The sequence below is a fragment of the Verrucomicrobiota bacterium genome (assembly GCA_016871675.1).
Taxonomy (GTDB): Bacteria; Verrucomicrobiota; Verrucomicrobiia; order Limisphaerales; family VHCN01; genus VHCN01.
The window spans coordinates 1-20,687 of the sequence record VHCN01000028.1 but is presented as its reverse complement, the minus strand read 5'-3'; the positions used below and the strand labels follow the sequence as shown (position 1 = coordinate 20,687).

The following is a 20,687-nucleotide window of genomic DNA, read 5'->3' as shown; positions in this document are numbered from 1 at the left end:
TCCGCCGGACCTTATGCGCAGAACGTCGACGCCAAGCCGCGCTTCCTCGAAGAAATTTGCCGCTTACCCGCGCCTCAATCCCTGGGGTGTGGGTCGCGACATCTCCGCCGCAGACCTGATGGAGCAGACCTTCCTCGCTTACAATGGCGGGAGGTTGCGCGAGGCCGCGAAGCTGCTCTCGGAGAAGATGCTCCCCGATGACGGGTTTGTCGGCATGAGCCTCACCGGGGCGCTCACGCCCGCGGGCCTCGGCAAGTCCTGCCTCATCCCGCTCATGAAGGCCGGTTTCGTGGACTGGATCGTTTCCACGGGCGCGAACCTCTACCACGACCTCCACTACGGGCTCGACATGGAGCTCTACTCGGGTTCGCCGTTTCTCAATGACGTGGACCTGCATCGCGACGGTGTCATCCGCATTTACGACGTGCTGTTCGATTACAACGTGCTGCTCGACACGGACGCCTTCGTGCGGGAGGTCATCCAGGGGCCGGAGTTTCAGCGCACGATGGGCACCGATGAATTCCACTTTCTCCTCGGCAAGTATGTCGCCGCCCGCGGGCGCAAGCTCGGGCTCAAGGACAGTTCCGTGCTCGCCACCGCGCACGACTGCGGCATCCCGATTTTCACCAGCAGCCCCGGCGACTCGAGCATCGGCATGAACGTCGCCGCCATGGCCCTGCGCGACTCGAAACTGCAGTTCGACGTGAATCGCGACGTGAACCAGACTGCGGCGATCGTTTACGACGCGAAGTCCACCGGCCACAAGAGCAGCGTGTTCATCCTTGGCGGCGGCAGCCCGAAGAACTTCATGCTCCAGACCGAGCCGCAAATTCAGGAAGTCATGGGCATCCAGGAGAAGGGCCACGACTACTTCCTCCAATGCACCGACGCGCGACCCGACACCGGCGGCCTTTCCGGCGCGACGCCTGCCGAGGCCGTGAGCTGGGGCAAGGTCGATCCCGACACGCTGCCTGATTGCGTGGTCTGCTACACCGACAGCACCATCGCGCTGCCGTTGCTGACCGCCTACATGCTCAGTCGTGTCAAGCCGCGCCGGCTCAAGCGCCTCGCGGACCGCCGCGACGCCTTGCTCGGGACAGTCCGAAGCCGCTACCTCTCCACGGGCACCGTCACCAAGGTGCTCACCTCGCGAACAATCGCGAAGCGGTCGAGCAGCGTGGGGCTCAAGCAGCACCTGCGCGGCAATCCAGCTCGATCCCGACGGGGCAGTGATCCGAGCCCGTGACGTGGCTTCGGATGAACGCAGACTTCAGCCGCGGACGCAGCGCGGCGCCCACGAGGAAATAATCAATCCGCCAGCCGACATTGCGCGCGCGCGCGTTCGCCATCGGGCTCCACCACGAGTAGTGGCCGCCGCCCTTCTCGAACTCGCGGAACGTGTCCACGAAACCCGCCTTCACCATCGCGCCAAATCCCGCGCGCTCCTCGGGCGTGAAGCCGTGGTTCTTCACATTCGATTTCGGATTCGCGAGGTCGAGCTCCGTGTGCGCCACGTTCAAGTCGCCGCCAAAGACCACCGGTTTGCGCCCCTCCAGATTCTTCACGTAACGCAGGAACGCGCGGTCCCACTGCTGGCGATACCCGAGCCGCGTCAGCTCGCGCTGTGAGTTGGGCGTGTAGACATCCACCACGAAGAACTCCCCGAACTCCGCCGTCAGCACGCGCCCCTCGCGGTCATGCCGTGCCACGCCGATGCCGCGCGTCACCGACAACGGGCGGGATTTGGTGAAGATGGCCGTGCCGGAATAGCCCCTTTTTTCCGCGCAGTTCCAGTAAGTCATGTAAGCGGCGGGCAGGAGCAGCCCAACGTCGTCCGGTTCGCAGCGCGTCTCCTGCAGGCACAGCACATCAGGATTCTCGGCGTCGAGCCATTCGAGGAAGTTGCGCCGCAGCACCGAGCGCAACCCGTTCACGTTCCACGAGACAAGCTTCACCCCGTGAGCCTAGCGATTCCGCGCCATCCACGGAAAGCTCGAACGGCAACCGCCCGGGTCGATGAGTGCTCGCCAAGAACCCTGTTTGAATGGCAGCCTTCACGAAACGTCCGCCTCTTCATCTCATGCACCCGTCGCAATCCAACCGACGCGACTTCTTCGCCTCGGCCGCCGCAGCGTCGGGATTCGCTTTCGCTCAAGACACCCTCGGCGCGCAGCAGAATCCCGCCGTGCAGGTCGCCGACCGCGCCACGTCGCTCAAGATCACCGGGCTGAAGACGTTTTGGGTGAACCCGTGCGTCTTCGTCCGCATCGAGACGAACCACGGCGTCACGGGTTGGGGCGACATCAAGGGCGTGGACCCGCGCGTGTCCAAGCCGCTGGCCGAATCACTCTTCGAACTGCTCGACGGCGAGAACCCGACGCGCATCGAGCACCTGTGGCAGAAGCTCTTCCGCTCGCACCGCGACATCCGCGGCGGACCGTTCATGTGCCACACCCTCGCGGGCATTGACCAGGCGTTGTGGGACATCGCGGGCAAGCTGTGGGGCGTGCCGGTCTACCGCCTTCTCGGCGGCCCCGTGCGCGACCGCATTCGCGTCTATCACACGCCCAAGGCCATCAAGGTCCCGCCGCCGGGCGTCTTCGAACATTCGAGCAACCCGGCCGACATCGAACGCATCGTCGCCGCGATCAAGTCCGCGCGGGACAAAGTCGGCCCCGACGGCGCGGTGATGTTCGACGCGCACTGCGCGCTGCCGCCCGCGACGCTCATCCAGCTCGCGGGCGCGATCCGGCCTTACGACGTGCTATTCATCGAGGAAGTCGCCGTGCCGGGGAACATCGAGGTCTTCAAACGCCTCAAGGACGCCATCCGCATCCCGCTCGCAGCGGGCGAGCGCGACCGAACGATTTGGGACATGATCCCGTATCTGCACAACCGCTGCCTCGACGTGCTGCAACCCGACTGCTGCCACACCGGCGGCATCACGCAGATGCGCAAGATCGCCGCGCTCGCCGAGGCGTATCACGTGCCGCTCGCGCCGCATTGCACCGCGAGCAACCTCGGCATCGCCGCGAGCCTGCACGCCATCGCCGCCACGCCGCTGTTCCTCATCCACGAATTCTATCCCGACAACCACGGCTTCAACCCCGCCCTGCGCGACGCTGCCGGCAAGCCGCAGCCCATCGCGCGCGTGGACTGGGCCGTGGACAAGGACGGCTACGTCAACCTGCCGCCCGGTCCCGGCCTCGGCGTGGAGGTGGATGAGCAACTCCTCGCCGAAGCCGCCTCGCGCCCGCAATCCTACAAGTGGCCCGGCCGCGTGCTCAAAGACGGAAGCATCGCGGATTATTGATGCCACGGATGAAACATATGTCTGAGGCATTTTCTTTGGTCGTTGGCAGACGAACGGCGCTCTGCTCCGGCATGTCATGCTCCAAAATCCCCGGTTTTTTCGATCTCCAGCGGATGTGAAATCCATCCGGCTGTCCAAGACCTCACGGGCGCGGCATCGCCGGCTACTTCCGGCGCACGTCCAGGCAGACCACGTCGCCCCGGGAATTGCGGCAGTAAATGCGTCCGTTCGCGAGCACCGGCGCGGTCCACGACTTGCCGCCGAGCACTTGCGCGCTTGCGGTGGGCTTGAAACCAGCCGGCGACGCGGGCGCGATGGAAAGTTCGCCGCGCTCGGCGAGGACGATGAGCTTGCCGTCTGCGGCCATCAGCGCGCCCGCGCCGGTCGAGGCGTGCGACCACTTCTCCTTGCCCGTCGCGAACTCGATGCACTTGAGCGGCACGCGTCCGCCCGCGTTGCCGTCCACGCCGTAAAGATGGCCGTCGACAAGCACGCAGGGGTTCATCTGGTTGCGCATGACTTTGTTCTTCCAGACGGATTCGAGCTCGCCGTTGCCGAGCGTGAAGACGCCCGCGCCCTTGTTGTAGCCGCTCGACACGAACACCTGCCCGCCCGACACGACCGGGTCGCCGGAGTTCACGCCGTATTCAGTGAGCCACGGGACGCGCCATGCTTCGCGGCCCGTGCGCGAGTCCACGGCGAGATACGCGTCGCCCGAGCTGACGATCACGAGCCAGTCATTCCCGCGCTTGAGCGGCACGGGTGACGAGTAGCCGGCGTTGTCGTCGGCGGATTTCCACAGGAGTTTCCCCGTGGTTGCGTCCAGCGCGAGTCCGGCGGCGCCGATGTTCAGCACGAGGGAATGTCCCAGCACGAGCGGCGAGCCCGCGAAGCCCCAGTCGGGAACGCGGATGCCGGTCTCCTTCTGCACGTTCTTCGACCAGCGGACTTTCCCGTTCGCGGCGTCGAGGCAGAACACATCGCCCCACCGGCTCGTTGCGAACACGCGGTCGCCGTCCACGGTCGGCGTCGCGCCGGGGCCACCGTCGAAGTATTTGTCGCCGAGGTCCGACTCGTAAGCGTGTTTCCAGAGCACCTTGCCCGTCGCGGCGTCGAGGCACCACACGGTGTCCGTGTTGTTCGCGTTGCCCATTGTGAAGACGCGCCCCTGCGCGACGGCGAACGACGAGTAGCCGGTGCCCACGCTCGCCTTCCACGACTCCGCCGGTCCGCTCGCGGGCCACTTGTCGAGCCAGCCGGCTTCCTTCGAGATGCCGTTGAAATCCGGCCCGCGCCACCGCGGCCAGTCGTCGGCGTGCAGCGGCGCGGTGAACAGCAGGAGGGCCAGCAGCCCGCGGGCTTCAAAGGGCCAGTGTCTGTTGCGCATAGACGAATGACTGTCGGACATTCTCCTCCTCGAACGCCAGTTTTTCCTCGTCGCTGCGGCCGGTCATCTGTGGCAAGGGCGACTTCGGTGGGCTGGCTTTCACGAGCGCGAGCGTGTTCGCGAGGTCACGCGCGGGCGTCGCGCCTAGCGTCGCCCAATACTTCGCGCCGAGGCACGGCACCTTCAACGGGTCGCGTGTGATCATCTCCAGGTTGAAGTGGATCGCCGGATTTGCCCGCCGGCAAAGCTCGATCGCGCGCGGCAGGTTCGTGAGGCCCTGCCCGAGCGGGACCTCCGAGAGCAGGAAGCCCTGTTCGTATTCCGTTGCGGCCATGTCCTTCACGTGCGTGGTGAACGACAGCGGGGCGAGCGCGGCGATCGTGTCGTCCGGATGTTCGAGCAGCGACAGGCTGTTGCCGAAGTCGAGGTTCACGCCCACGCGGTCGGAACCGAGGCGCGTGAGCAGATCGAGCATCTCGGCCACGCGCCAGTCCTTGTGATTCTCGACGGCGAGCTTGATGCCGGCGCGGCGCACCACCGGCTCCGCGAGCGTCAGCGACGCCCACGACTGTTTGCAGAAGTCATCCCACGCCTGCGCGCTGTCGAACGTCTCGTAACGCCTCCCGCCGAGGCACACGGTCCGGCAGACCGCCGCGCCCGCCTCCTTCGCCGCGCGCAATTCAGACTCGAACCTCGCGACCTCGGCGTCGGTCCGAGGCAGGCCGATTTGTCCCTCGATGTAAAGCCCGTGCGCCTCGCGCTTGGCGCGCACCTTGCCCGCGAAGTCCGCCTGCCAGCCGCGCACGCCGATTTGCAGGCCGCCCGCGCCGAGTTCGCGGCAATGATCGAGCACGTCGAGCGCGGACTTGAATGCGGGAAACTTCTCGCTCTTCGCGCGTCCGCCGAAGCGCGTGCCGTAGGAGTTAATGTCAATGCCGAGCCGCGGGCGCGCGGCGGCTTGCGGCAGGGCGAGCGCGGGCGCGGCGAGCGCGGCGGCCGGGGCCGAGGCGAGGAACTGACGGCGGTTCATGGCGGCGCGGAGTTCAGGCTCGCGCAAGCGGGCCGGTTTGCTACAAGGGTTTCGTTCGCGCGAACTTAACCGACCCAATCCACTTCGCACCATGAAATCTGCGAGCCGCCATTCTCCGACTTCCTCGCGCATCGGCCAACACATCGCGCACGGCTGCGGGCTCGCGCTCCTGGTCAGCGTGCCCGCCATCGGACCGGTCACGCCATCCGCCACCGCTGCCGACTCGGCGCGCCCGCGCGTCTTGCGCGTCGAGCAGGCGGAGTTCGGCAGGACCGCCGACGGCAAGGCGGTCGAAGTGTTCACGCTTCGCAACGCCAACGGCCTCGCCGCGAAGGTCATCACCTACGGCGCGACGCTCATCGCCGTCGAGACGCCCGACCGCGACGGCGCCTTCGCCAACATCACCCTGCACCTCGACTCGCTCGCGGACTACCTCGGCGGACATCCGCTGCTCGGCTCGATTGTCGGCCGCTTCGCCAATCGAATCGGGGGCGCGAAGTTCACGATTGATGGAACGGAATTCCTGCTGCCGGCCAACGCCGCGCCGCACCATATTCACGGCGGGCGCACCGGATTCCAGAAGCGCCTGTGGACCGCCCGCCCCGTGGCTGCCGCGGACAGCGCGGGCGTCGAACTCACCCTCAACAGTCCCGATGGCGAGGAAGGTTATCCCGGCGCCGTGCGGGTGAATGTCGTGTACCGTCTCACGAACCGCGACGAACTCGTGCTCGAATACACCGCCACGACGGACAAGCCCACGCACGTGAACCTGACCAACCACGTCTATTGGAACCTCGGCGGCGCCGGCTCCGGCGACGTGCTCGCGCACCGGCTCACACTGCACTCGGAGCAAATCCTCGCCGCGGACGACAAGAAGATTCCCACCGGTGAATTCCGCGCGGTGAGGGGCACGCCGTTCGACTTCACCGCGCCGCACACCATCGGCGCGCGCATCAAGGACGTGCCCGCGGGCGGCTACGACCATTGCTACGTGCTGCCGCGCAGGGGCGGCGCTGCGCCCGCGCCGTTCGCGCGCGTCGAGGACCCGAAGTCCGGCCGCGTGATGGACGTCTCGACCACGGCGCCCGGCGTGCAGGTTTACACGGCGAACTATCTGAACGACCGCTTCAAGGCCGGCGGCAAGCCCTACGGCCCGCATCACGGCATCTGCCTCGAGACCCAGCACTACCCCGACGCGCCCAACAAGCCGCAGTTCCCCTCCTCGCTGCTTCGCCCCGGCGAGACGTATCGGCAGGTCACCTCGCACAAGTTCAGCGTGGCGAAGTGAAGCGCCGATCACGTGTCGCATGAGGCGCGCCGCCGTCTGTCGATTACCCGATGGACATCTACTTCGCCAGGAACTCTCCCAGCACCCGTCCCTGCACGTCCTTCATCTCCAGTCCGAGCAGGCGCGCGATGGTGGGGGCGACGTCCAGGTTGTTGATCTCCGTGAGGGTCGCGCCTCTCTTGATCCCCGCGCCCCACGCCACGAAGGAGCCGCGCATCAACGGGTGGGCGGGATCGTGGTTGTGCGCGCCCTTCGTCGCCTCGGTCTTCGGCGTGACGATGAGTTCGCCCGCGGTCGTGTCGGACGTCGAGTAGCCTTCCTTCGGGTTGATGACGAGGTTGGGCATGCGCGGGTCAGCGTCCTGCGTCACAAGGCCGTGCTTCGCGAAGTCCTTTTCTTCGATGACGGACTCGACGCCTTCGGTCGCGCGCAGTTTCGCGGCGAGCGACTGGACAAGCTCGGCGCGCCGCGCTGAGTTCAGCACGTAGATGAACTGCCCAAGCGCCCACGCCTCGCGCGAGGCGACGCGCGTGCCCTCGAGTTTCACGAGGCCGAGTTGCTTGAGGAGCACGTTGGCCTGTATCTGCTGCCGATACGGCATGAAGCCGTGGTCGCTCGTGACGATGAACGTGAGCCGTCCGGGAAACGCGGCATTCGCGGCGTCGAAGACCTGCTTCACCATCTCGTCGGCGAACGCGACGGCCTCGTAGCTCTCCGGGCTGCGCGGGCCTTTCTGGTGGTTGACGTGATCCACCTCGACGAGGTGCAGCAGCATGAGGTTGGGCCGGTGGCGCGTGATGACGTGCGCGGTCATCTGCGCATACATGCGGTCGCGCGGGATGCCGCCGCCGGGCGCCTTGCACCATTCCTCCTGCCGCTCGTAGGGAATCTTCGCCTCGCGAAACTCCGCGAGCAGCGACGGCGTGCTGTGCGCGGCCCACAGCGAGTTGCTGAAGCAGTCGGGCACGGTCCAGTCGAGCGTCTTCGCGCCGCGCGTCGCGGGCCAGATGATGGCGCCGGTCTTGAGGCCGGCCTGCTTCGCCACGTCATAGACGGTCGGCACCTTGACGATTTCCTCCTTGTTGAACAGCGGGTCGGGGATGAGCGGGACGGCGATGTTCTTCGCGCGGTCCCAGTAGGAGTTGTTCAACACGCCGTGCATTCCGGGCGGAACGCCGGTGACGAGCGTGGTGTGGTTCGGCCACGTGACGGTTGGCAGCGACACGCGCATCGAGGCCGCGCGCGCGCCCTCGCTGGCGAGTTTGCGGAGCGCGGGCAGGTTGGCCTTCGGGTCATCGTGAAAGTAGCTCGCAAGCCCGTCCACGCTGATGAGCACGACGAGCCGGTTGGTGGCGGGCGCGCCTGAAGCCGGGTTGATCGGGACCGTGAAGGCTAGCGCAACGAGGCAAGCGACGAGTCTCCAACGGGGGAATTGTGAGTGAATCATATGTGGAGCGTAACCCTGGAAGGCGTGCTGTCGAGCCGGGGTTCGCGGCCGTGCCCGGCCCGTCGCGACATCCGCGGAACCGCGATGGTTCACTGCAATCCCGGCAGGCAAGGCTCGCAGAGAAGTTCGCGGGCGTGGGTCACGCGGCGGACGGCGTCCTCGACGGTCGCGCCCGCGGCGGTGATGTGGCCCATCTTGCGGCCCTTGCGCGGCTGGGATTTCCCGTAGAGGTGCAGCCGCACATCGGGATGGCCGAGGGCCGCGGTCCAGCGGGGTTCGCCGCCAGACCAGAGTTCGCCGAGGAGATTCGCCATCGCGGCGGGGCGGCGCAGTTCGGTAGACCCGAGCGGCAGGCCGCAGATGGCGCGGAGCTGCTGTTCGAACTGGCTGGTCACGCAGGCATCAATGGTGAGGTGGCCCGAGTTGTGCGGGCGCGGCGCGAGTTCGTTCACAAGCAGCCGGCCATCGCGCGTCAGGAACAGCTCCACCGTGAGCAAACCGACGACGTCGAGTGTTTCGAGGATGCCGCGGGCGAGTTCCTGCGCCGCCGTGACGACCTCCGGCGCGATGGCCGCCGGCGCGAAGGTGACGTCGAGAATGTGGTTGGCGTGCGTGTTCTCGAACACCGGGAACGCGGCGAACTCCCCGGTGATGCTGCGCGCCGCGATGACGGACAGTTCCTTCTCAAAATCCACGAAGCTCTCGAACACCGCCTCCGCTCCCAAAAGCCGGTCCCAAGCGGACGCGAGGTCGTCGGGGGCGCGCAACTTCACCTGTCCCTTGCCGTCGTAACCGAAGCCAGTGGTCTTGAGCACCGCGGGCAAGCCAAGCTCGGCTGCGCACGCCGCCAGGTCCGCCAGCGATGCAATCCGCCGGAACGGTGTGACGGGGAATCCGTTGTCGCGCAGAAACGTCTTTTCGCGGAGCCGGTGTTGCGCGACGTGCAGGACATTTCCGCCGGGCCGCACGGGCACGAGCGGGGCGGCGGTTTCCGCGGCGAGGCTGGGGACGTTCTCAAACTCGTAAGTGACCACGCTCACGCCCCGGGCGAACTGCCGCATCCGGTGCACGTCCTCGTATTCCGCGACGATCTCGAGGTCGGCGACCTGCCCGGCGGGCGCGTCGTATTCGGGCGAGAGGATGTGGATGCGATAGCCGAGCGCGCGCGCCGCGAGTGCGAACATCCGGCCGAGTTGCCCGCCGCCGAGCACGCCAATCGTTGCGCCGGGAAGGATGGGTGCGGGCGTCGCAGGCATGATCACACGCGGGTGAAGCTGCGTCGTCCCTCGACCCGGATTGCGCCGCGCGCAAGCCGGGCGATCGTCGCGGGAAACAGTTCGCGCTCGGCGAGTTGGATTCTCGCGTGCAGCGACTCCGCAGTGTCGTCGTCGAGGACGGGCACGGTCTGTTGCGCGAGGATGGGGCCGGTATCCACGCCCTGATCGACCAGGTGGACTGTGCAGCCCGTGGTTTTCACGCCGTAGTCGAGCGCCTGTTTCCACGCTTCCAGCCCGGTGAACGCCGGCAGGAGCGACGGGTGAATGTTCACGACGCGCCCGGCGAAGGCGCGCAGAAACTCGCCCTTCAGGATGCGCATGAAACCCGCCAGGACGACCAGATCGACGCGGGCCTCCTGCATCGCGCGGATGTAGGCAGCCTCGGCTTCGTCGTCGAGTTTGGTGCGAAATGTCCCCGGCGCGATGAACTTCGCGGGAAGATTTCGCGAACGCGCGTGCCCGAGGATCCCCGAGGCCTCGACGTCACTAACCACAAGCGCGACTTCGGCCGGGATCCGGCCCGCGGCGCACGCTTCCGCGATGGCCACGAAATTGGAGCCCTTGCCGGAACCGAGGATGCCGAGCCGGAACTTGATGTCGCCTGCCACGCCGCGAGCATCGGGTGGCGGGGAAAGTGAGGCAAGCGTGCAGTGGCGCTCGCGCGCAGCGAACAACCCGGCGCTACCTCGTGGCCATGCGCTCGATGACCCGTTGCGCGGCGCGGCGGATTCCGGGGTCGTCGGGTTCGAGGCTCGCGGTCAACAGCGACCAGTCATTGAGAGTCATCAGCGCGTGGCGGATTGCATGCTCCTCGAAGGCATCCGCCGTGTGAGTGGCTGCTGCGAGCAACGCCGGCCCGGCGGCGATGTCACCGATCCGTCCGAGGGCGAGGGCAGCCTCGCGGCGGACATTTCCGCGACGAAGAGCCGGCCTCTCTCATCGAGCGCCGCGCTCACGGCGCCCGTGGACTTGCCGCCCCCGTCGCGACCTCGACGATGAAACCTACCGGAACGCGGAGCGCAGCCAGGCCGCGCGAGGTGTCCGGGACTTGAGCCCGCAGCGGAGCAGCCGCGAGCAGGCCGAGGGCCGCAAGAAGGACGAGATGGCTTGGCCGCGTTTGGAAACCCGGGGTCTCGGTTGCCGTTGAAGCCCTCCGCATGGGCGACATGGTCGCGCCCGATGTGCTGCGAATCTCAGTAGCCCAGTTTCACCATCTCGGCTTGGACGGCGATTTGGAACTGCTGCACGTCCGCCTGGCTCGGCTTGTAGCCCTTCTTGTCGGCGACGATGCCAAGCCGGCCCATTTGGTCCAGATACCACGCGGCTTTCATCCCGTCGCTGAAGGTCACGGAGCCACTCACGAACGCGCCAGGTCGCGTGACTTTGTCCACGGATAATTTCACGCCCCCCGGAGGGGCGGGAGCAGCCGCAGGCTCCGCTCCAACGGTTTCGGGCGCTGCCCCCGCGGGTTCTGATTGTGTCGCCCCGGGCGCCGGGTTCGTTTGCAAGGCTGGCGAGGGATTCGGTCCGGCGACCGGCGCGGGCGGATCCTTGGGAACAAGCTTCAAGTCGTCCACGAGGAAGCGGACCTCCATGTAAGTGAGGCTCAGGTTGAATTCCTTGCCAAGCCGGCTCTGCACTTCGGAAAGCTTGAGCCCTTCGGCAATCCAACCGGTGACGGCGGCCCGTTGCGAGTCGGTCAGGTTCATTTGATGGCGCTCATTCGGCGCGAAGCGCAACGGGCTTTCAACAGAATTCTCGCGCAGTTGCGCATCGCGCGCCCCCGCGTCACAATCGCCGCATGGGTGCCCAATGGAAACAGGCCGGCCGCGAGGAAGCGGCCCAGAAGAAGGGGCAGATCGTCAGCAAACTCGTCCGTGAAATCATGGTCGCGGCCAAGCTCGGCGGCGGAGACCCGGCGCTCAACGCGCGCCTCGCGGTCGCCGTCGAGAAGGCGCGCAAGAGTTCCGTGACGCGCGACACGATTGAGCGCGCGATCAAGAAAGGCAGCGGCCAGACCGACGAACCGGTCAACTTCGAGACCATCACCTACGAGGGCTTCGCCCCGCACAAGGTGCCCGTCATCGTCGAGTGCCTCACGGACAACCGCAACCGTACCGCGCCGGACATCCGGAACCTCTTCAAGGCCGGGACACTCGGACAACCCGGGAGCATGGCGTTTTTCTTCGACCGGCTCGGCATTGTGGAAGCCACGCACACCGACGCGTCGCGCGACCCGGAGGGCGACGCCATCGAGGCGGGCGCGCAAGACGTCGGACCGCTCGAAACCTCGGAAATCCCCGCGGGAAGCATCGGCGCGACCTTCTCCACCGATGTGAAGGACCTCGCGGCAGTCACCTCGTGGCTCGCCAAGGCCGGGTGGAAGATCAGCGCGAGCGAACTTCGGCACGTCGCCAAGAACCCGGTGCAACTCGCGGACGCGCACCGCAAGGAAGTCACCGATTTCCTCAATGCGCTCGACGATCACGACGACGTGCATCGCGTTTACGTCGCGTTGTAGCGGGGCCGGCCACCGCAAGCCGCGCGACTCAGGCGGAGTCACAAAACCAAGCCGGGTCGAAGTCCGTCCCATCCTCATGTCACTCGCAGAAAAACAACGGGGTTTGCTTGCCGGACTGTCACGGATGCGCGACCCGCAGGAGCGGCTCGCGTGGCTGGTCGAGCAGGCGCGCCAGCGGCCGGAGTTTCCAGAAGACCTGCGCACCGAGCGGTGGCGTGTTCATGGCTGCACTGCGCGATTGTGGCTCGTGTGCGAGCTTCACGGCGGTGCGATCGGGTTTCGTTGCGATTCCGATTCGCTCATCGTCAAGTCCGTCGCCGGGCTGCTTTGCGACTTCTACAGCGGGGCTGATCCCGCTGAAATCGTGGCCACGCCGCCGGACTTCCTTTCTGCCGTTGGCATTGACCACCACCTCACGCCAAACCGCCGGAACTCCCTCGGGCGCGTCTGGGAGTCCATCCGAGACTGCGCGGAGGTTCACCGGCGAACCCACCCGAACGCGACTCTGCCGAAGTGAGGCTCTTCGACGCGCACAATCACCTGCACGACGACCGCTTCGGCGGCCGGCAGGAGGAACACATCGCGTCGTGTCGCGCCGTGGGTGTGGCGCGGATGGTCGTCAACGGCTCGTGCGAGCAGGACTGGCCGCAAGTCGCCGCGCTCGCCCGCGCGCACCCGGATCTCGTCGTGCCCTGTTTTGGGTATCACCCGTGGCATCTACAGGAGCAAACCTCCGGGTGGCGGGAGCAATTGGGGCGCACACTTGCAGCAACGCCCGGAGCCGCCGTTGGCGAAATCGGGCTGGACCGCTGGAAGCCGGGGCTGGGCTACGACGGCCAGGAGGAAGCCTTCATCGCGCAACTCGAACTCGCAACCGAACTGGACGTGCCCGCGAGTATTCACTGCCTCCAAGCTTGGGGCCGGATGCTTGACCTGTTGCGGGAAGGTCCGCGACCGGCGCCCGGGTTCATCCTGCACAGCTTCGGCGGACCCGCCGAGATGGTCGCCCCGCTCGCGAAACTCGGCGCCTTCTTCTCCCTGCCAGGCTACTTCGCTCACAAACGAAAGGTGCGCCAGCGCGAGACGTTCCGCTCCGTGCCGCCCGACCGGCTCCTGATCGAAACGGACGCGCCGGACCAGTTGCTTCCGGAAGAACTGAACGCCCACCCGTTGAGCGATTCGGCAACGGGCACGCCGTTGAACCATCCCGCGAACCTTGCCGCGGTGTATCGCTTCGCCGCGGATTTCCTGGGCTGCCCGTTGGAGTCGCTGGCCGCGAGGGTGGAGGAGAATTTCAACCGCCTGTTTCCTTCGCGGCAGGTTCCGCCGGCCCGCTGACGATCCGCTTGACGATCTCGGCCGCCGCGACAAATCCAAACGTGCCCGTCACGAACGTGGCTGCGCCGAAGCCCGATTCGCAGTTGAGTTGCAGCCCGCCGGGCTTCGTCCCGGCGGGGCGCTCGGAACACACGGAACCGTCCGCGACCGGAAACACCGGCGGCTCGGGCGAGTAGATACACGGGATGCCGAACGCCTCCCGCTCGCGCGGGAAACCGTGGTGTTTGCGGAGCTGCGCGCGGACTTTGTTGAGGAGGCGGTCGCGTTCCGTGAACGCGAGATCTGCCACCCGAATCGCAGCGGGGTCGCGCCGCCCGCCCGCGCCGCCGGAGGTGACAATCGGGATTCTCAACTCACGACATTTCGCAAGAAGCCGGACTTTGTTGGAGACCGCGTCAATGGCGTCGAACACGGCGTCGAAACGGCCGGAGAAAATGGACCGGGCGGTGGACTCGGTGAAGAACTGCGCGACCGGCGTGACACGACAAGCGGGATTGATGGCGAGGACGCGTTCCGCGAGCACGTCCGCCTTCGGGCGGCCGACGAACCCGTCCATTGCGTGAAGCTGGCGGTTCACGTTGCTCACGCACACTTCGTCGAGGTCCACAAGCGTGAGCGCGCCGACGCCCGAGCGCGCGAGCGCCTCGACGGCCCACGAGCCGACGCCGCCCAGCCCGATGACGCAGACGCGGGCCGCGCAAAGCCGGGCGAGTCCCGTGGCGCCGTAGAGTCTCGCGATGCCGCCGAAGCGTTGTGCGTAGTCGCTCACCGCGGAAGTCGTAACCGCCGTGCCTGCATTTGCCAAGTTCGCCGGACCGTTGGCGGGCGCCGGCTTCACTTCTTGGGCGCGCCGCGCCCGTCGAGAACGCGGTGCCGTTCGAGCTTTGGAAGTTTTCCAAGCGCCTTTGCCTCGCGGAAGAACTTCTCCAAATCGCCGTCGCAGGAGCGCAGCAGCGCGTGGAACGACGGCACGAGCCGGTAATACGTGTCCACGTCGTTGAGCCGGGCGTTGTTGAGCGGGCGCTTGAACCAGCCCTCGTAATCGGTCGCGCCGCCCCACGTGGACTTGAGCGCTTCGTAGTCGCGCCGGAGCGTTTCGAACACGTCCTGCTTCCGGCGCCGCATCTCCGCAGCCCGGTCCGGATCGAGCATGGAGACGGGCGCCAATGGCGGCACCTCCGGGGCGACCCTGCAAAAAAGCTCCGCGAGCCGCGTGCGCGTGGAGGTGATGAGTCGCGTGAACTCCGCCTTGCGCACGAGCTTCGCCTCGTAAGCCGCCCGCGCCGCCGCGCTGCCGCGGGCGCGAAGCCAGCGGCGAGTGCCCTCCTCCGCGACGCATTCGGCGAACGCTTCGCTGAAATCCGTGTCGCCGGCGACGAACAGCCGCTGGTGCGCGAGTTCGTGGAAGAGCAGTTCCGCAAGGTCGATTTCGGAGTCGTGGATGAACGTGTTGAGCACCGGGTCGCTGAACCAGCCGAGCGTCGAGTAGGCTTGCACGCCGCCGACGTCCACGTCGAAGCCCTCGCCCGCCAGTTTCGCGGCGAGTTGGCGCGCGGAGGCTTCTTCGAAGAACCCGCGATATTCGAGCCGGCCTGCGAGCGGATACCACCACGACTTGGATTCCATCGAGAATTCCGGCGTGGCGCTGACGTTCCAGACGACGAAGCGCCGGCCGAGATCCGCGTAGCGGGAGTAGTGGCGCTTGGCGGGCAGTTTCAGCTCCGAATCCGCGAACGCACGAAGTTCGAGCACAAGCTGGAGCCTGGCCTTGAGGGGTTCGGGGGTCTTCGGGTCGTTTAGAATTGTCGCGATGGATTGCTGTCGCGCAACGACCTGGCAGTGGCCGCGGATGGCTTGCGAGTAGTAGCCGGCCGTCTGGCAGCCGCCGTTCGCAAGGCAGAGGAGCAACAGCGGCAGCACCCTTGCGGGGCCGCTCAACCCTTCTGCGATTCCTTCGCCCACGTGTCCCTCAAGGTGATGGTGCGGTTGAAGACGGGCCTGCCGGGCGCGCCGTCGGGATCGAGCGCAAAGTAGCCGAGGCGCTCGAACTGATAGCGGTCCTCAGCACGGGCTGCTTTGCACGACGGTTCGCATTTCGCGGTGACGATTTCGAGGCTGCGCGGGTTGAGCGCGGTCTTGAAGTCGCGGCCGTCCCTTTCGGGTTCGGCCTCGGAGAAGAGGCGGTCGTAGAGACGCGCCTCGGCGTCCACGGCATGCGCGGCGCTGACCCAATGGATGGTGCCTTTCACTTTGCGATTCGAGGTCGCGCCACCGGTCTTGCTGTCGAGGTCGGCGGTGCAGCGCAGTTCGGTGATGTTGCCCGCGGCGTCTTTCACCACGTCGTCGCACTTCACGATGTAGGCGTATTTGAGGCGGACTTCGCCGCCGGGTTTCAGGCGGAAGAATTTGGGCGGCGCGGCTTCCATGAAGTCGTCCCGCTCGATGAACAGCTCGCGGCTGAAGGGGATTTTGCGCGTGCCGGCCGCGGCGTCCTCGGGATTGTTCACCGCGTCGAGTTCCTCGAAGTGTCCGCCGGGAAGATTCGTGATGAGCAGCTTGAGCGGGCGCAGCACGGCGAGCCGGCGCAACGCGCGCGCGTTCAAGTCCTCGCGAATCGCGTGCTCGAAGACGGCGATGTCCGTGACGGAGTTGAACTTCGTGACGCCGATGTGGTAGGCGAACTGGCGCACCGCGCTCGCCGGGATGCCGCGCCGCCGCAGGCCGCTGATGGTCGGCAGGCGCGGGTCGTCCCAGCCCGTGACGAGCCGCTCGTTGACGAGTTGGATGAGCTTGCGCTTGGAGACGATGGTGTAGGTGGGGATGAGCTTCGCGAACTCGATCTGGCGAGGCAGCGGGCGCGGGAGGTCGAGGTTTTGGAGGATCCAGTCGTAGAGCGGCCGGTGCACCTCGAATTCCAGCGTGCAGATGCTGTGCGTGATGCCCTCGATGTAGTCGCTCAGGCAGTGCGCGAAGTCATACATCGGATAGATGCACCACGCCGCGCCCGTGTGGTGATGCTTGGCGTGGCGGATGCGATACAACACCGGGTCTCGCAGCCAGACGTTCGGCGACGTCATGTCAATCTTCGCCCGCAGCGTGCGCGTGCCGTCGGGAAACTCGCCGGCTTTCATGCGCTGGAAAAGTTCAAGGTTTTCCGGTGTCGGGCGCTCGCGAAACGGCGAGTCCCTGCCGGGCCGGTCGGGCGAACCGCGATACGCGTCGGTGTCCGCGGGCGAGAGGTCGCAGACGTAAGCCTTGCCCTTGCGGACAAGGTCGAGCGCGAACTCGTAGCACTGGGCGAAATAATCCGAGGCGTAGAACGGTTCTACCGTGCCGCGCGGTGCGTTGTGCGCGACGGCCGGGAGGAAAAAGTCGCGCTTTCCGTCCACGAGTTGGCCGGTGGGAGTGCGGCCTTTCGCCTTCAAGCCGAGGCGGTCGCCGGCCCAGCCGGCGATGAGCCAGTTCACGTCGGCGGTGATGGACTCGACATACTCGACGTCTTCCTTCGTCGGGTTGGTGTCGTCCATGCGGAGGTTGCACTGGCCGGCGTTCTCTCGCGCGAGTCCGAAATTCAGGCAGATGCTCTTGGCGTGGCCGATGTGGAGGTAGCCGTTCGGCTCGGGCGGAAAGCGCGTGACGATGCGGCTGTGTTTGCCGGACGCGAGGTCCGCCGCGACAATGTCGCGGATGAAATCGCCCGGGGCCGCCGGCGCGCTGGGAGTCTCTTCGCTCATGTCGCGGGAGCGGAGAATCGCCGAAGCTGCAGCCGGATTGCAAGAAGGCACGCGGCGCGTGCGAAGCGGACGCCGCCCACCGCTCACCTGCTTCAGCGGATCGTCAGAATGCGCCCAACCGCCCGATCACCGCATCGCGACGGGGCGCAGCGTGAATCCCGAGGCCGCGCCCTTGACCTTGTTCACGGCGCAGAAGTAGGCGAATTCGTAGACTTTCTCCTTCGCCAAGTCCTCGAGGTAATGGAACTCCGCGATGTGAACGCCCTGCTCGATGAGCAGGTAGTTGTGCACGGGCATGAAGGACCGGTATCGGGCGCGGAACGCCCCGGCGTCGGATTCCTTCGGGCCGTATTCAAGGCCGCTGGTGTCCGAGCCGATCATCATTGCTCCGTTCTGTTCGACAAGCCATTTGGCGGTTTCGAGATTGATGCCCGCGGAGTCGTGCTCGGAGATTTTCTTGTGGTCGGCGCCGGTCTGCGCCCAGTAGCGAAGCGTTCCCGTGCGAATCAACACCACGTCGCCCGGCCGGAGCTGCGTTCCCTGCCGTGTCAACGCCGCCTCGATGTCTGCCACGGTGATGATGGTGTGGGCGGGCAGCGCATCGACGCCCTTCGTGCCCGCGACATCCACGAGCACGCCGCGCGCGACGATCGGCGGAATGGTGGACGCGTCACACTTCCGCTGGCCCCAGTTGCCGCCCCAGTCGCGCTCGCGGAAACCATTATACCAGTGGTCGTCGTCCCCCATCGTCGCATGGCCGAGCCCGTCGATCTGTGTCGCGACGTTGTCGTTGATGAACAGGGCGCAACTGTGCCAGCCCGTCTTGCTCGGGTCCGGACCGACGAACGGCAGGTCGCCCTGCCGCTTCACGCCCTCGGGCGTGCGGAAGCTCATGATTTCGCCCGGGCTGTGGCCCGGCCACTTGTAGCTCGTTCGGTCGTAAAGCACGCCAAGGTCGTAAGTCTTGCCGCGTGTGACCAGTCGCAGGGCGGCCAGGCGGGACGCGTCCGTCATCTCGTTCAGGGCGCCGACCTCGTCGTCCTTGCCCCACACCCAGCCCCAGCCCTTTCCTTTCTGCCACTTCTTGAGTGCGGAGGAATCAGCGGCGAGCATTGCGGTGAGGGACACGCCCACGGCGGCGGCGGCAATCAGGAGGAGGCTTGGAATGGGTTTCATGGCGGGGATGTGTTGCCTGCGAGAGGTAACTGAAGACGGCCGAATTCGGAAGCTTCTTCTGGGTCGCGCCAGACCCTTCAAGCAGGTTCGTGGCTCGGTAGGAACGGCGTTCACACCTGGACGATGGGCGATTGACTGCGCCCTCGCACGAGCCAACACTCCCGCCCGACCCGGACGAGCGGCGCACGTGCCCGCAAGCCGGCATACAGCGAAACCCACTCCATGAACACTCCATTACTCCTCGCGCTCCTCATCGCCACGCCGCTCGCGGCGCAGCAACCCGCGCCAAAGGCGACACCGGCGAAAGCCGCACCTGCCATTCCGGCCGATGTCGCGTGGCACGATGTCACCAAGTGGGGCGTCGAGGGACGCGGCTGGGCCGATCAGGAGCGCAAGCGGTGGTTCGACCGCCTGCCCGCGAAGGCCGAGGGCAAGGTCACGCCCGCCGTGTGGGGCTTGAGCCGCGACAGCGCGGGCATGGTGGTGCGCTTCAAGACTGACGCGAAATCCATCTACACGCGCTACTCGCTCGCGAAGTCGAACCTTGCCATGCCGCACATGCCCGCGACCGGCGTGAGCGGGCTCGACCTCTACGCGCGCGACGACCACGGCAAGTGGAAGTGGGTGCAAGTCACGCGGCCTTCCGCGCAGAAAGTCGAGGCGGCGATCGTCAACGACCTTGCGCCGGGCTCCCGCGAATACGCCGCGTATCTCCCGCTCTACAACGGCATCGAGTCGCTCGAAATCGGCGTGCCCGCCGGCGCGAAGTTCGAGGGACTCGCCCCGCGCGCGGAGAAGCCCGTCCTCTTCTACGGCACGTCCATCACGCACGGCGCGTGCGCGTCGCGGCCCGGCATGGTGCACACGGCCATCCTTGGCCGCCGCCTTGACCGGCCTGTCATCAACATCGGCTTCTCCGGCAACGGCCGGATGGACGCCGCGGTCGGCGAGATGATGAGCGAGATTGACGCCGCGGTTTACGTGATTGATTGCCTGCCGAACATGCAGCCCGCCGATGTGACCGCAAAGTGCGTGCCGCTGGTGAAGCAACTGCGCGCCGCGCGGCCGAACACCCCCATCGTGCTCGTCGAAGACCGCCGCTTCACCAACGACTGGATTACGCCAAACAAGAAGAAGTTCCACGACGACAACCACGCCGCGCTACGGAAGGCGTTCGAGCAACTCAAGGCCGAGGGCGTGGCGAAGCTGCACTACATCGAGGGCGACGCGCTTTACGGCACCGACTCCGAGGGAGCGACGGATGCCTCTCACGCAAACGACCTCGGATTCATGCGGCAGGCGGACATCTTCGAGCCCGTGCTCCGCGCGGCGATCAAGTAAAAGCAGCCTGGCGCGGATTCCGCTCCGCAGGAGGCGCGACGTGGACGGCTCAGAGCTGCACCAGCGAGCCCTTCAGGCAAACAACTCCTTGATCGGACTTCCACCGCTCACGATGTGCGTCGGGCGTCCTGTGAAGTCATTGAGCGTGGTGTTTTCCCAATCGATGCCGAGGTGATTGTAGAGCGTGGCGAGGAAATCGCCGGGTGTGCAGGGGCGCTCGGCGGGATACTCGGCGCGCTTGTCGCTGGCACCGATGATGCCGCCGCCGGTGATGCCGCCGCCGGCCCACAGGTTCGAGAACGCGCCGGGCCAGTGGTCGCGGCCGGGCTGGAGCGTGCCCGCAGCACCGCTCGCGGGATGCGCGCCGGTGCTCCGGTCAAAGCTGATTTTCGGGGTGCGCCCAAATTCGCCGGTGGCGACGACCATGACGCGCTTGGCGAGCCCGCGCGCGTGGATGTCCTCAATGAGGGCGGTGAGGGCCTGGTCGTAGGCCCAGCAGCGGTAACGCAGGCCGTTGAAGACGTGGGCGTTGACGGCATGGTCGTCCCAGTTGTTGCCGGCGGTGCCGCAAAGGGGGCCGTCGAGGTTGCTGTGGATGATCTCGACGCCCGACTCAACCAGGCGGCGCGCGAGGAGTAACTGTTGTCCCCAGCGGTTGCGCCCGTAACGGTCGCGCGTGCGGTCGTCTTCTTTGGCGAGGTCGAAGGCGTCGCGGGTCTTGGGATTCGTAAGCAGCGTGACGGCTTGCGACTCGAATTGGTCGAGCGCGCCGAGCTCGCCTTCCTTGTCGAAAGCGCGCTCCAGCGTGTCAAGGTTTTGGCGCAGCGCGGTGCGG

The 20,687-nt window shown here is 66.5% G+C and carries 19 protein-coding genes and 1 pseudogene; 7 read left to right on the top strand and 13 right to left on the bottom strand.

From position 1 onward, the window contains the following. Positions 1–13: 13 nt before the first annotated feature. Positions 14–1,246, top strand: coding sequence for a deoxyhypusine synthase (locus FJ386_08020; GenBank protein ID MBM3876649.1), 1,233 nt, complete (start codon positions 14–16; stop codon positions 1,244–1,246). Here the strand turns inward: FJ386_08020 and xth are convergent. Continuing rightward, positions 1,185–1,955, bottom strand: a complete 771-nt coding sequence (gene xth, locus FJ386_08015; protein MBM3876648.1) for an exodeoxyribonuclease III — start codon at positions 1,953–1,955, stop codon at positions 1,185–1,187. The genes FJ386_08020 and xth overlap by 62 nt on opposite strands. An 89-nt stretch (positions 1,956–2,044) precedes the next feature. Here xth and FJ386_08010 point away from each other — a divergent pair, with 89 nt between their 5' ends. Then, positions 2,045–3,313 carry a mandelate racemase/muconate lactonizing enzyme family protein gene (locus tag FJ386_08010; GenBank protein MBM3876647.1) on the top strand — a complete coding sequence of 423 codons (1,269 nt, stop codon included), beginning with the start codon at positions 2,045–2,047 and terminating at the stop codon, positions 3,311–3,313. Positions 3,314–3,476: 163 nt separating this feature from the next. Here the strand turns inward: FJ386_08010 and FJ386_08005 are convergent, their stop codons facing one another. Both FJ386_08005 and FJ386_08000 read right to left on the bottom strand, forming a co-directional pair. Continuing rightward, the gene (locus FJ386_08005; GenBank protein ID MBM3876646.1) at positions 3,477–4,700 is read right to left on the bottom strand and encodes an alcohol dehydrogenase; all 1,224 of its coding nucleotides are present in this window, start codon (positions 4,698–4,700) and stop codon (positions 3,477–3,479) included. Next, positions 4,675–5,730 (bottom strand): sugar phosphate isomerase/epimerase, encoded by a 1,056-nt coding sequence (locus FJ386_08000; GenBank protein MBM3876645.1) that lies wholly within the window; start codon positions 5,728–5,730, stop codon positions 4,675–4,677. The genes FJ386_08005 and FJ386_08000 overlap by 26 nt, the downstream gene beginning before the upstream one ends. A gap of 91 nt (positions 5,731–5,821) precedes the next feature. Here FJ386_08000 and FJ386_07995 point away from each other — a divergent pair, with 91 nt between their 5' ends. Continuing rightward, positions 5,822–7,018 (top strand): galactose mutarotase, encoded by a 1,197-nt coding sequence (locus FJ386_07995; protein MBM3876644.1) that lies wholly within the window; start codon positions 5,822–5,824, stop codon positions 7,016–7,018. A gap of 58 nt (positions 7,019–7,076) precedes the next feature. Here the strand turns inward: FJ386_07995 and FJ386_07990 are convergent, their stop codons facing one another. From FJ386_07990 to FJ386_07970, 5 genes and pseudogenes are all read right to left on the bottom strand, one after another. Further along, entirely contained in the window at positions 7,077–8,465 is a 1,389-nt protein-coding gene (locus FJ386_07990; protein ID MBM3876643.1) for an alkaline phosphatase family protein, read from the bottom strand. A gap of 89 nt (positions 8,466–8,554) precedes the next feature. Next, positions 8,555–9,721 (bottom strand): 5-(carboxyamino)imidazole ribonucleotide synthase, encoded by a 1,167-nt coding sequence (locus FJ386_07985; GenBank protein MBM3876642.1) that lies wholly within the window; start codon positions 9,719–9,721, stop codon positions 8,555–8,557. Positions 9,722–9,723: 2 nt separating this feature from the next. Next, a complete protein-coding gene (locus FJ386_07980) occupies positions 9,724–10,350 on the bottom strand; it encodes a phosphoribosylglycinamide formyltransferase (protein MBM3876641.1) in 627 nt (208 codons plus the stop codon). 73 nt (positions 10,351–10,423) lie between these two features. After that, a pseudogene (locus FJ386_07975) lies at positions 10,424–10,651 on the bottom strand (hypothetical protein). 284 nt (positions 10,652–10,935) lie between these two features. Then, positions 10,936–11,451, bottom strand: coding sequence for a hypothetical protein (locus FJ386_07970; GenBank protein MBM3876640.1), 516 nt, complete (start codon positions 11,449–11,451; stop codon positions 10,936–10,938). A gap of 92 nt (positions 11,452–11,543) precedes the next feature. Between FJ386_07970 and FJ386_07965 the strand changes: the two genes are divergently transcribed. Genes FJ386_07965 through FJ386_07955 form a run of 3 tightly spaced genes read left to right on the top strand, consistent with a single transcriptional unit; the run spans position 11,544 to position 13,601 of the window. After that, the gene (locus FJ386_07965; protein ID MBM3876639.1) at positions 11,544–12,263 is read left to right on the top strand and encodes a YebC/PmpR family DNA-binding transcriptional regulator; all 720 of its coding nucleotides are present in this window, start codon (positions 11,544–11,546) and stop codon (positions 12,261–12,263) included. Next, complete coding sequence (locus FJ386_07960) at positions 12,214–12,780, top strand: SufE family protein (GenBank protein MBM3876638.1); 567 nt, start codon at positions 12,214–12,216, stop codon at positions 12,778–12,780. The genes FJ386_07965 and FJ386_07960 overlap by 50 nt, the downstream gene beginning before the upstream one ends. Further along, a complete protein-coding gene (locus tag FJ386_07955; protein ID MBM3876637.1) occupies positions 12,777–13,601 on the top strand; it encodes a TatD family deoxyribonuclease in 825 nt (274 codons plus the stop codon). Before FJ386_07960 ends, FJ386_07955 begins: the two co-directional genes overlap by 4 nt. Here the strand turns inward: FJ386_07955 and FJ386_07950 are convergent. The 4 genes from FJ386_07950 to FJ386_07935 form a co-directional block, all read right to left on the bottom strand. Then, a complete protein-coding gene (locus tag FJ386_07950; protein MBM3876636.1) occupies positions 13,558–14,370 on the bottom strand; it encodes a tRNA threonylcarbamoyladenosine dehydratase in 813 nt (270 codons plus the stop codon). The two genes, FJ386_07955 and FJ386_07950, sit on opposite strands and share 44 nt — an antisense overlap. Positions 14,371–14,435: 65 nt before the next feature. Further along, entirely contained in the window at positions 14,436–15,563 is a 1,128-nt protein-coding gene (locus FJ386_07945) for an aminopeptidase (protein ID MBM3876635.1), read from the bottom strand. Continuing rightward, the gene (gene glnS / locus FJ386_07940) at positions 15,536–17,335 is read right to left on the bottom strand and encodes a glutamine--tRNA ligase (GenBank protein MBM3876634.1); all 1,800 of its coding nucleotides are present in this window, start codon (positions 17,333–17,335) and stop codon (positions 15,536–15,538) included. The genes FJ386_07945 and glnS overlap by 28 nt, the downstream gene beginning before the upstream one ends. Before the next feature lie 126 nt (positions 17,336–17,461). Further along, the gene (locus FJ386_07935) at positions 17,462–18,511 is read right to left on the bottom strand and encodes a cyclase family protein (GenBank protein MBM3876633.1); all 1,050 of its coding nucleotides are present in this window, start codon (positions 18,509–18,511) and stop codon (positions 17,462–17,464) included. Positions 18,512–18,733: 222 nt separating this feature from the next. Between FJ386_07935 and FJ386_07930 the strand changes: the two genes are divergently transcribed. Beyond that, complete coding sequence (locus FJ386_07930) at positions 18,734–19,852, top strand: hypothetical protein (GenBank protein ID MBM3876632.1); 1,119 nt, start codon at positions 18,734–18,736, stop codon at positions 19,850–19,852. A gap of 72 nt (positions 19,853–19,924) precedes the next feature. On the opposite strand, the gene FJ386_07925 is transcribed toward FJ386_07930, so the two are convergent. Then, positions 19,925–20,687: DUF1501 domain-containing protein (locus FJ386_07925; GenBank protein MBM3876631.1), on the bottom strand; the 763-nt coding region annotated here is incomplete at its 5' end.